This window comes from Actinomadura violacea (assembly GCF_017573465.1).
Lineage (GTDB): Bacteria > Actinomycetota > Actinomycetes > Streptosporangiales > Streptosporangiaceae > Spirillospora > Spirillospora violacea.
This window is the reverse complement of record NZ_JAGEPF010000028.1, coordinates 143024-152759: the sequence shown is the minus strand read 5'-3', so window position 1 is coordinate 152759 and position 9736 is coordinate 143024. Positions and strand designations below refer to the sequence as shown.

Below are 9736 nucleotides of genomic sequence, written 5' to 3'. Positions count from 1 at the left end.
CGCCGGATCGACGTGTTGTGGGCGATGCTGCGCGACAACCGAGCCTTCTCGCCCGGGCCCCTCGCGCACGCTGCCTGAACCGCTCACAGGTCACCCGGCCGACTTGACTTAGTCATTGAGATTCCTTCTGGGCGGGGGTCCTGCATGAGCGCGGACCTGCCGCCGTCGATGGTCAGATGGGTGCCGGTGATGAAGCCCGACTCGTCCGGGGACGCCAGGAACCACACGGCCCGTGCGACGTCCGCGGCGCGGCCGATCCGGCCGAGCGGATGCAGCCGCTCGACGCGGGCGCGCTCGGCCGCCGGGTCGGGGAAGCCGGCGAAGTACCGGTCGTTGATCGGGGTGTCGATGTAGCCCGGGCACACCGCGTTCACCCGGACGGGAGCCAACTCCAGCGCGAGCGACTGCGTCAGCGCCAGCACTCCCGCCTTCGCCACGTTGTAGGGGAAGACGCCGGGGAGCGTGGAGAAGGCGTGGTTGGAGGCGATGTTCACGATCGCGGCGCCCCGCCCGCCGTCCATCACGGCGGCGGCCGCCTGGGCGCACAGCCATACGGCCCGCAGGTCCAGGTCGAGGCAGTGGTTCCAGTCCGCGATGCCGGCGCCGCGGGTCCCGGCGAAGACGTTAGCGCCGGCGTTGTTGACCAGCACGCCGAGATGCCCGACGCGGTCGGCGGCGAACTCGACGATGCGGCGCGGCGCGTCCTCGTCCCGCAGGTCCGCCGCGATGAAGTCGGCACGTCCGCCGGCCGCGCGGATCGTCTCGGCGACCGCTTCCCCGTCCGGCGAGGGGCCGTGCACGATCACGTGGGCGCCTCGCTCGGCGAACAGTTCGGCGATGGCCCTTCCGATGCCGCTGGTCGACCCGGTGACCAGCACTCCCGGTGCGTGAGAGGCGTTCGTCATCCCTTGACCGCCCCCATCGTCAGGCCCCGCACCAGGAACTTCTGGAAGCCGAGGACGATCACGAACGCGGGGATCAGCAGGATCGTGGCGGCCGCGGCGAGCGCGCCGAGGTCGACGGACTGGAATCCGACGAAGTTGAACAGCCCGACCGGCGCGGTGGTGTGGCCGGAGGTGAGGATGAGGGCGAAGAAGAACTCGTTCCACGACAGCAGGAAGGCCAGCACCCCGGCACCGACCAGCCCGGGCACCGCGAGCGGGAGCATGATCCGGCGGAACGCCGTCCACTGGCCGCATCCGTCCACCAGGGCCGCCTCGGTCAGGCTCTGGGGCAGCCCGTGGAAGGTCTCGATCATGATCCAGGTGACCATGCCGATCACCATCACCACGTGCATCAGCGCAAGCGCCCAGACGGTGTCGAGCAGCTGCGACTTCTGGAAGAGCAGGTAGAACGGCAGCGCCACCGCGACGGGCGGAGCCATCCGCGTCGACAGCACCCAGAACTCGTAGTTGGCGGCGCGTCCGGTCCGCAGCCGCACCAGCCCGTAGGCCGCCAGCAGCCCCACCGCGAGCGACACCGCCGTGGCGAGCACCGCGACCTGGAGGCTGTTGAGCAGCAGTGCCCGCATCGGCGCCTTGGTGAAGGCGTCCCGGTAGGCGTCGAGCGTGGGGGCGAACAGCCATTTCGGCGGTATCGCGGTGGTGTCGATGGACTTCTTGAAGCCCATCTGCACGATCCAGTAGATCGGGAACAGGCTCCAGACCGTGAAGACGGTCAGCGCGACCGTCCGTCCGATGGTGGCGCGGCGGCCGCCGCCCAAGGGGGAACTCATGCCCGGACCTCCCTGCGGATGAAGCGCATCGCCACTTTTCCGAACACCAGCGCGACGGCCAGCAGCAGCACCGACACCGCGGCGCCCTTGCCGAAGCCGAGGAACTGCAGGCCCGTCCGGTAGGCGAGCATGTTGAGGGTCGTGGTGGCGTCACCGGGACCGCCCGCGGTCAACACCTGGAAGGCGTCGAACGCCTTCAGGCAGTCGATCCCGCGGAACAGCACCGCGAGGACCAGGAACGGCCGCACATGCGGCAGCACCACATGCCGGAGACGCCCGAACCAGCCCGCGCCGTCGACGTGCGACGCCTCTACCAGTTCCTGGGGAAGGCTGCTGAGGGCACCCAGCAGGATCACGATGACGAACGGCGTCCACATCCACACGTCGACCATGATCATCGTGCCCATCGCCGCGGTCGGCGTGCCGAGCCAGTCAGGTTGCGGGGCACCGATGAGGCCGAGCAGGTAGTTCAGCACGCCCTGCGACGGATCGAGCATCACCTTCCACCCGAACAGCACCGCCACCGGCGTCGCCGCCATCGGCAGGATCAGCAGCGCCCGCAGCACCCGGTGCTCACGGCGAAGCCCATGCAGCAGATGGGCGATGGCGAAGCCGAGCACGACCTCGACGACCACCGCGGCGACGCAGAACACGAGCGTCAGCCAAAACGCGTGCCGCAGCTGCGCGCTGCCGAACAGGTCGGTGTAGTTGCGCAGCCCGACGAAACCGGTGTTTTCGCCCGCGGCCGTACGGTCGGTCAGGCTCAGCCACAACGAATAGAGCGTCGGGAAGACGGTCAAGGCGAGCAGCAGCACCGTCATCGGCGTCAGCATCAGCCGCCGCAGCCGGACCGCCTCGCGCTCCGCGGATCCAGGCGCATCGGCACGGCGCCGCCAGGTGCGGCCCTTCACGGCCGTCACGGCCATCACAGCACCCCCTTCAGACGGCTCCGCGCCTCGGCCAGCGCGGAATGCGGGCTGGTGCCCGAGGTGAACACCGAGTTCACGGCGCGGGCGAAGGCATCGCCGATCTCCGGCCACTTCGGATGCATCCACGCCAGCGTCACCGGCTTGCTGTCAGCGCTCCGCAGCGCTTTCAGCGCGGCCTCCGCGGGCTGGCGACCGAAGATCTCCTGGAAGTGCGTGTTCTGCCATGCCGAGACCCGGGGCGGGGTGCCGCCGCGGGCCGCGATCTGCGTGCAGCCCTGCCGGCTGGTGGCCCACAGCAGGAACAGCCATGCGGCCTTCTTCTGCCGGCTTCGCTTGTTGATGCCGATGATCCAGTGATAGAGGTTCGGCTTGCTCACACCGTTGTGCGCCGGGAAGGGGGCGGCGCGCACATGGTCGGCGACCCGGCTCTTGTCGTGGTCCCCGATGTCCAGCGCGGCGTTCGAGGAGTCCTGCAACATCGCCACCTGCGCCTGTTGCATCGCTGTGGTGATCTCCAGCCACGACCATGTCGACACGCCCTTCGGGCACGCCGCCTTCACGATGTCGGCGTAACGCGCGACCCCCGCGACCGCCTCCGGCGAATCGAACGCGAGCCGCCCGCCGGGGTCGATCAGGTAACCGCCGTGGCTGAACACGTAACCCGCCGCCGGCCACGCCACCGCGTCGCCGGTCGGTTTGCCCCGCAACGCCACGCCGGCGGACACCTTCCCGGACTCCTGGGCCCGCACCGCCGCCTCCTGGAATCCTTCGAACGTTCCAAGCGCCGCCGGGTCGGGGATCACGTCGTCGCGGTAAAAGGTCACCTGCGCCTCGGCCGTGATCGCCAGCCCGTACGTCGTCCCTCCGCGCCAGCGCACGTAGTCCTTTGCAGAGGCGAACACGTCCTGCTCGTCGTACCAGGCCGGGTCGTTGGCATTGGCGAGGTAGGAGTCCAGTGGTTCCAGCCAGCCGGACTGCACCGCCTGCCCGTACGACCAGACCATGTACACGTCCGGCGTGGAATTGTGTCCGGCGAGCACGACCGGCATCTTCGCGACGTACTGGTCCTCACCCGACACCTGCAGGCTGACCTTGATGCCGGTCAGCTTTTCGAACTGCGGCAGGTACGGGCTCATCGCGGTGATCCACGGATGCTGCTCGGCGCCGAGTACGAGTGTGGCGCCCTGCTCGGACCGCCAGTCGATGTTCGCGGACGTGAACGCGTCGAGGTTGGTCACGTCCACGCCCGCGACCCTGATCTCGGTCGACTGTGCGCATCCGGCCAGCAGCGGCGCACCGAGCGCGGCCAGTCCGTAACGCAGGACCGTACGGCGGTCCGGTGGGTGCTTCGGCATAGGCATTTCCTGTTCATGGGGGGTGGGCCCTGCGGAGGGCGCTCGACATACTTATCAGATAAGCAGCAAAGCTGCTAGGTTCGCTGGCGGCGGGCGACCTCATGACGCAAGTGGAGGCAGTGATGTACCGATGGGAGACGATGAGCGCGATCACCGTGCAGCGAGTGATCGGGATCGTGCGGACGGCGACCGCCGAGGAGGCGGTCGCGACAGCGCGCGAGATGCTCGCGGCCGGCCTGCGAACTCTGGAGGTCGCCCTGACGACGCCCGGGGCACTCGATGCGATCCGGGAAACGGTCTTGCACGCACCACGAGACGCCGTGATCGGTGCGGGCACCGTGCTGGACGAAGCAGCAGCATCGGCAGCGGCGGAGGCTGGGGCGCGGTTTCTGGTCTCACCGAGCCTGAGCAGGACCGTGATTCGCGCCGGCCATCGCCACGGACTGCCGGTGATCCCGGGGGTGGCCTCCCCCACCGAGATCGTCCGAGCGCTGGAGATGGGCGCGGACGCGCTGAAACTCTTCCCAGCGTCGGGCTTCACACCCGCCTGGATCAAGGACGTGCGCGCTGCGCTACCTCAGGCCGCCCTCGTTCCGACCGGCGGCGTCTCGATCGAGACGGCACCGGCGTGGATCGCGGCCGGGGCGGCCGCATGCGGAATGGGCTCGTCGCTCACCTCCGGCGGCACGTCCGAGGGACGCCAGCGCGTCGAACGGCTCCTCACCGCCCTGAGCGCGACCGGCTGATGTACTCCGAGTTTGTGGAATCGCGTTACTGAGATCTCACGCGATCAGTTGGGCTGAGTGGAGTCTTCGTACTTAATGGGGCTGAACATCCTCAGCGCACTGTGGCGGTGTCGGCGGTTGTGGAAGATCTCCAGGTACTCAAAGATCGTGTTGGCCGGCTCGATTCGGGTGCGCCACCGCCGCCGGTCGAGCAGCTCGACCTGCATCAGGCCCCAGAACGACTCGATGACCGCATTGTCGAAGCAGTCGCCGATGGAGCCCGTCGAAGCCACCAGTTCGGATGTCTTGGCGCTGGCTGAACATTCATGAGGTGAACTGCACTGCGTGATCGGACTGGATCAAGGTCCCGGGCTCGGGTCGGCGATTCTGGATGGCCCTGCCCAGAGCGTTGGTGACCAGCGTGGTGGTTTGTGCGAGGACATCGCCCGCGCCGCCGGGGTCGTCCGGCGCACCCTGTACGGCCACTTCGCCAACCGGCAGGCACTCGTCGCCGCCTTGGCCGAGGAGGCGCGGCAGGCCCTAGGGGATGCGTTCGGCCGGGTTCGACAGCCGGAATCGGATCCGGCGGAAGCGATGGCGCGTCTGACGCTGGCCGCTTGAGCGGTCGGCGACCGCTACCGCATGCTGATCTCCCTCGGCCGCCGTGATCTCGGTGAGCAGGCCGTGCGCGCGATCCTCGCGCCCGCTCGCGACGAAGTGATCGGCTACCTGGGCAGGGGGCAGCAGGAGGGCCTGTTCGCCGACCACCTCCCAGCCCCGGTCCTGGCCCAAGCGCTGGAAGCGATGCTGCTGACCCTGATCGAAATGAACACCACCTCCGGCTGGGCGGACTCGGCGGGCGAGGCCGCGGCCACCGCTTGCCTCATCGCCAGCGGCGTCACGCCCCAGTCCGCCGCCCGGTACGTGAAAGCCGCCCGCAAAGACAACCGCAACGCAGCGACGTAGCGAAGCGGGTCGCAACGACTGCGAACCCTTGGGTGGCCGCTCTTCCAAGGCTGTGGTCTTGCGGCAACCATGCTCACGCCACGCTCCCGACAAGCCGCCGCTCGGTCTCGTCGGGTTTTGTGGGCGGATCTTCCCCAGGGCAACTGGAGAGCTCCGCTTTCGAGCGGCGGGTACTCGCCGGCAGGCTGCCCGACAACCGAGACGCTGCCTCGGCGCTCCGGCCTTCGCCTGCGGGCTGCCCTGCGCGTGTCCGTGCGGACACGGCGGCGACATCCGAGCAAACATCGAGCTAACACGCGGACATATCGGGCGTGGATCTTGGCGTGTAAGCGCATGTTTACGCTGGTCAGGGGTGGCGCGCCCGGCAGGATTCGAACCCGCGACCGTCGGTTTAGAAGACCGATGCTCCACCTCGCCCGCTCCGTGTGTGGGAGCCGGATCCGTGATTGTCCCGCCGCTCTGGACGGTGACTCGGCTGAACTCCCCGGCCGCGGCCGCGGCCGTAAGCGAACGAGTTCGGCGTACCGGCAACCTTCGCTGTGCAACCACGCCAGAACCGGCCGCCTCATGCTGCCTCGAACTCCGCAGGTAAAGACGACCCAGGCCGCGACCTTTCCGATGCTGTCCCATAGCCGTTGCGGCAGCGCGGCAGCGGCGAAGAACACGAACCTCATGCGGGAGAAGAACGCCTCGGCGAGGTTGCGGACGGTGCGCTTCACGGGTTCGGGAACCGGCCGGCCGTCGTCGATGTAGAGGCTGCAACCGTTCGCGATCACCAGCCCGAGGTTGTGGTTGCCGCCGAAGGTGTGGCTCCGGGGCAGCCATACCGCGTGATCAAACCCAAGAACGTTGGCGGACAGCGCGCTAGGCGCCGTTTTTCGGTTGGATGAGGGGCTGCAGATGGACTAGCAGGTCGAGCAGCGTGGCCAGCGACGACGCAGGACCGTCCGCCTGGATTCGACCGGACTCCAGGGCTTCGGTGATGTCGAGCCGGCCTGCGGCGATGGCCGCGAGCGTCGATGAATCGGCATGGACGGTGACCTGGACGTGGCCGTCCGCGGGCCCTGCGGCGACACGAGCCGTGGCGTCCTGGATGAGCAGGTGGGCCGTGCTGTCGTCGATGTGGAACTCGTAGACGGCGTCGATGTCGCGCAGCGTCTCGGGCGGCAGAAGGTGGGCGAGCGGCGCCAGCGCCCACTCGGCTCGAAAGGCGTCCGCGGGTCCCCGGCCGTCGCCGGTGTGGTGGCGTGCGCCCCACAGGGCGAGCGGCATGATCGCGTCCGCCAGGTCGGCGCCGATCGCCGTGAGTTCGTACACGGTGGAGGCGATCGGCGGCGGCAGGTGCCGCCGCGTGATGACGCGGTCGGCCTCGAGCTGCCTGATCCGGGAGGCCAGCAGGCTGGTCCCGATGCCCTCGAGCGCGGCGGCCAGGTCGGAGTAGCGCTTGGGGCCCGACATGAGCTCCCGGACGATCAGCAGTGTCCAGCGCTCCCCGACGATGTCGAGTGCGCGGGCGAGCCCGCAGAACTGGTCATAGGTGCGCCGGGCCATGCCACGCACCCTACCTGCCCGGACATCGAATCGAAGCAGTGACTTCGAATACTTATTTACTTGCTTCTAAATCTTATGTACCGTCCTGGTCATGGACGAACGACGGTCGCGCTCACGCCTGCTGACGCGAAGGATCGGGCGCGTGCTGGTGGTGCGCTTCGACAACCCGCCCCATCACTTCCTCGACGAGCGGATGAGCGTCGAACTGGACCGGCTCACCCGGCGGCTGGTCCGCGACACCTCGGTCGGCGCGGTGGTCTTCACCGGACAGGATTCGGCCTACCCGCATCTGCACGTCCCCGACGTGCTGGACGCGGTACGGCTGGCCCCGGGCCGTGTCCCCTATCCGGTCGCGCTCGCGCTCCTGAGGGCGGGGGGCCTTCTGACCAGGTCACGGCTGGTGGACCGGATCGTCCGGGCCACTCCCCTGCGCGGGGTGCTGTCGGCCCCGCGGCTGTACGCGACGTTCCGCCGCATGAACCGCGCGGACAAGGTCTTCATCGCAGCGATCAACGGCACCGCGGTCGCGATGGGCTGGGTCTTCGCGCTCGCCTGCGACATCCGCGTCGCCGCCGACGGCACGTACGCGATCGGGCTCCCGGAGAGCACCGTCGGCGTGCTGGCCGGAGCGGGCGGCGCCCGCCGCATGCTCGACGCGATCGGCACGTCACGGGCGCTGGAGATCCTGCTCGAAGGGCGCATGCTCACACCCCGGCAGGCCGCCGAGCTCGGCCTCGTGCACCACCTGGTCCCCCACGCCGATCTGGAGGCGCAAGCGGTCGCGATCGCGCGGCGCCTGGCGACCCGCCCGCCCCGGGTGACCCGGGAAGTCAAGCGGATCGCCTACGAAGGCCACGGCGCACGCCGGACGGCCGCGGCTTTCCGTGAGGAGGGCGCCGCCCTCCTCACCACGATGACCGACCGGCGCGCCGTCCACGCGATCACCGCGTTCCACCGGCGGCTGACCGCGCCCGCCCCCACCACCGCACACGCACTGGAGACCGCATGGCTCGGCACGCCCAGGGAACCGCGATGATGAGCGCACTCCGCCGAAAGGACGGCGTTCTCAACGCCGCCTTCTTCGCCGCCGAAGCCGAACGGCTGACCAATGACGCACGTCTGGAGGAGTGGCTTGGCCTCTACCACCACGACGCCGTCGCCGAGTGGGTCATCGACGGAGCCGCCGAGCGTCACCAGGGCATCGAAGCGATCCGTCCCGCCGCCGCCGTCCTGGCCGACGTCTGGCGGGCGCATCGGCTGCGCGTCCGCAAGATCCCCCAGTGCGCCGACGCCGACACCGTGGTCCTCACCTGGGAAGGCGGGTTCCGCGGCCGCGCCAACCAGATCGGCGCCGAGATCTGGACCTTCCGCGGCGACCTCGTCGCCCGCCATCAGATGTACGGCTACCTGGACGTACGGCCCCGCAGCTCGCTGTGGGCACGCACCCGAGTGCTGCTGACCGACCCACGCACCGCGGTCGGCGTGCTGGCGCGGGAGGCACGGCGATGAGGGCTCTGATCGTCGGCGCCGGCGGCTACAACGGCGGGAACGTCGCCCGGCTCCTCGCGGCATCGGGCCACACCGTACGCGGCCTGGTCCGCGACCGCGCCCGCGCGGCCTCCGCCCTCAAAGAGGCGGGCATCGATGACGTGGTCCAGGGCGACGCCATCACCGGAGCCGGCCTGCACGAGGCCCTGACCGGCGTCGACACCGCGTTCTACTTCGTGCACGCCCTCGGCGCCCCCGACCGCAGGACCGATGAACGCGACCTGCGCGCCGCCCGGCAGTTCGTCCGGGCGGCCCAGGCCACAGGGCTGCCACAAGGCGTCTTCTTCACCACCCTGGCGCCTCCCCGCGGCGTACGGCCGCCGGTCTACCAGCGCAACCGGCTGCAGGTGGAGCGGATCCTGCTGGACGGTGTCCCTGACATGACCGCCGTACGCGCCGGCATGGTGCTGGGCGCCCGCTCCCGCGGCCTGCTGCCCTACGTGCGACTCGTCCGGCGAGCCCCCATCGTTCCGCTCGGCCCCTGGTGCACCAACCGCATCGCCGTCATCGACCCCACCACGGTGACCGAGGCCATCGTCGCCGCCGGGACCGACGCGGCACTGGCGGGCCGGACGCTGGACGCACCGGCCTGCGCTCAACCCACCCACCGCGAGCTCGTCCGCGCGATCGCCACCACGCTGGGCCTGCGCCGGCTCATCGTCAGATCCCCGATCGCCACGCCACGGCTCGACGCCGCCCTCATCGCGGCGGTCACCGGCGAGTCCTACGGCTTCTGCCGCTACCTGGCCAGCGGCAACGAACACGACTACATCATCGATCCCGCTCGCTGCGAACCGTTCGGCGACTTGAATCCCCCGTCGCTGCACGAGGCGCTGCACGACGCCCTGCACCCAGTGCCGGATCAGTGGCCAAGCGGGCGTCGATAAGAGCACTGAGGTGCTCCCCATCTGCCAGGCACCCGAGGAC

The 9736-nt window shown here is 69.6% G+C and carries 12 protein-coding genes and 1 tRNA gene; 6 read left to right on the top strand and 7 right to left on the bottom strand.

Translation table 11 applies throughout. The features are described from left to right. Positions 1 to 83: 83 nt before the first annotated feature. The 4 genes from J4709_RS39180 to J4709_RS39165 form a co-directional block, all read right to left on the bottom strand. On the bottom strand, positions 84 to 905 hold the full coding sequence (locus tag J4709_RS39180) for an SDR family NAD(P)-dependent oxidoreductase (protein WP_208249195.1): 822 nt from the start codon (positions 903 to 905) through the stop codon (positions 84 to 86). After that, the gene (locus J4709_RS39175) at positions 902 to 1735 is read right to left on the bottom strand and encodes a carbohydrate ABC transporter permease (protein WP_208249193.1); all 834 of its coding nucleotides are present in this window, start codon (positions 1733 to 1735) and stop codon (positions 902 to 904) included. The genes J4709_RS39180 and J4709_RS39175 overlap by 4 nt, the downstream gene beginning before the upstream one ends. Further along, positions 1732 to 2556, bottom strand: coding sequence for a carbohydrate ABC transporter permease (locus tag J4709_RS39170; protein WP_208249191.1), 825 nt, complete (start codon positions 2554 to 2556; stop codon positions 1732 to 1734). Before J4709_RS39170 ends, J4709_RS39175 begins: the two co-directional genes overlap by 4 nt. Before the next feature lie 104 nt (positions 2557 to 2660). Then, a complete protein-coding gene (locus J4709_RS39165; protein ID WP_208249189.1) occupies positions 2661 to 4019 on the bottom strand; it encodes an extracellular solute-binding protein in 1359 nt (452 codons plus the stop codon). A gap of 140 nt (positions 4020 to 4159) precedes the next feature. Between J4709_RS39165 and J4709_RS39160 the strand changes: the two genes are divergently transcribed. Then, positions 4160 to 4765, top strand: coding sequence for a bifunctional 4-hydroxy-2-oxoglutarate aldolase/2-dehydro-3-deoxy-phosphogluconate aldolase (locus J4709_RS39160; RefSeq protein ID WP_232384712.1), 606 nt, complete (start codon positions 4160 to 4162; stop codon positions 4763 to 4765). Positions 4766 to 4809: 44 nt separating this feature from the next. On the opposite strand, the gene J4709_RS39155 is transcribed toward J4709_RS39160, so the two are convergent. Beyond that, positions 4810 to 5037: an IS3 family transposase gene (locus J4709_RS39155; RefSeq protein WP_208249179.1), complete on the bottom strand. Its 228-nt coding sequence runs from the start codon at positions 5035 to 5037 to the stop codon at positions 4810 to 4812. Positions 5038 to 5089: 52 nt separating this feature from the next. On the opposite strand from J4709_RS39155, the gene J4709_RS39150 reads away from it, so the two are divergent. Both J4709_RS39150 and J4709_RS39145 read left to right on the top strand, forming a co-directional pair. Beyond that, positions 5090 to 5365, top strand: a complete 276-nt coding sequence (locus J4709_RS39150; RefSeq protein WP_307801943.1) for a TetR family transcriptional regulator — start codon at positions 5090 to 5092, stop codon at positions 5363 to 5365. A 21-nt stretch (positions 5366 to 5386) separates the two neighbouring features. Continuing rightward, complete coding sequence (locus tag J4709_RS39145; RefSeq protein WP_208249176.1) at positions 5387 to 5710, top strand: hypothetical protein; 324 nt, start codon at positions 5387 to 5389, stop codon at positions 5708 to 5710. A gap of 353 nt (positions 5711 to 6063) precedes the next feature. Here the strand turns inward: J4709_RS39145 and J4709_RS39140 are convergent. Beyond that, positions 6064 to 6130, bottom strand: a tRNA-Arg gene (locus J4709_RS39140). A 444-nt stretch (positions 6131 to 6574) separates the two neighbouring features. Then, a complete protein-coding gene (locus J4709_RS39135) occupies positions 6575 to 7261 on the bottom strand; it encodes a winged helix-turn-helix transcriptional regulator (RefSeq protein ID WP_208249174.1) in 687 nt (228 codons plus the stop codon). 91 nt (positions 7262 to 7352) lie between these two features. Between J4709_RS39135 and J4709_RS39130 the strand changes: the two genes are divergently transcribed. From J4709_RS39130 to J4709_RS39120, 3 genes are read left to right on the top strand one after another with little or no spacing between them, the layout of a single operon-like run. Beyond that, complete coding sequence (locus J4709_RS39130; protein WP_208249171.1) at positions 7353 to 8297, top strand: enoyl-CoA hydratase/isomerase family protein; 945 nt, start codon at positions 7353 to 7355, stop codon at positions 8295 to 8297. Continuing rightward, the gene (locus J4709_RS39125; RefSeq protein ID WP_208249170.1) at positions 8294 to 8770 is read left to right on the top strand and encodes a nuclear transport factor 2 family protein; all 477 of its coding nucleotides are present in this window, start codon (positions 8294 to 8296) and stop codon (positions 8768 to 8770) included. The genes J4709_RS39130 and J4709_RS39125 overlap by 4 nt, the downstream gene beginning before the upstream one ends. Further along, positions 8767 to 9696, top strand: a complete 930-nt coding sequence (locus J4709_RS39120; RefSeq protein ID WP_208249168.1) for an NmrA family NAD(P)-binding protein — start codon at positions 8767 to 8769, stop codon at positions 9694 to 9696. Before J4709_RS39125 ends, J4709_RS39120 begins: the two co-directional genes overlap by 4 nt. Positions 9697 to 9736: the final 40 nt, after the last annotated feature.

Bases quoted from the DNA above. Each gene is read 5' to 3' on its own strand.
- J4709_RS39170 (WP_208249191.1), bottom strand. From the start codon at position 2,556: ATGACGGTGCTGCTGCTCGCCTTGACCGTCTTCCCGACGCTCTATTCG.
- J4709_RS39175 (WP_208249193.1), bottom strand. From the start codon at position 1,735: ATGAGTTCCCCCTTGGGCGGCGGCCGCCGCGCCACCATCGGACGGACG.
- J4709_RS39165 (WP_208249189.1), bottom strand. From the start codon at position 4,019: ATGCCGAAGCACCCACCGGACCGCCGTACGGTCCTGCGTTACGGACTG.
- J4709_RS39130 (WP_208249171.1), top strand. From the start codon at position 7,353: ATGGACGAACGACGGTCGCGCTCACGCCTGCTGACGCGAAGGATCGGG.
- J4709_RS39120 (WP_208249168.1), top strand. From the start codon at position 8,767: ATGAGGGCTCTGATCGTCGGCGCCGGCGGCTACAACGGCGGGAACGTC.
- J4709_RS39135 (WP_208249174.1), bottom strand. From the start codon at position 7,261: ATGGCCCGGCGCACCTATGACCAGTTCTGCGGGCTCGCCCGCGCACTC.
- J4709_RS39145 (WP_208249176.1), top strand. From the start codon at position 5,387: ATGCTGATCTCCCTCGGCCGCCGTGATCTCGGTGAGCAGGCCGTGCGC.
- J4709_RS39160 (WP_232384712.1), top strand. From the start codon at position 4,160: ATGAGCGCGATCACCGTGCAGCGAGTGATCGGGATCGTGCGGACGGCG.
- J4709_RS39180 (WP_208249195.1), bottom strand. From the start codon at position 905: ATGACGAACGCCTCTCACGCACCGGGAGTGCTGGTCACCGGGTCGACC.
- J4709_RS39125 (WP_208249170.1), top strand. From the start codon at position 8,294: ATGATGAGCGCACTCCGCCGAAAGGACGGCGTTCTCAACGCCGCCTTC.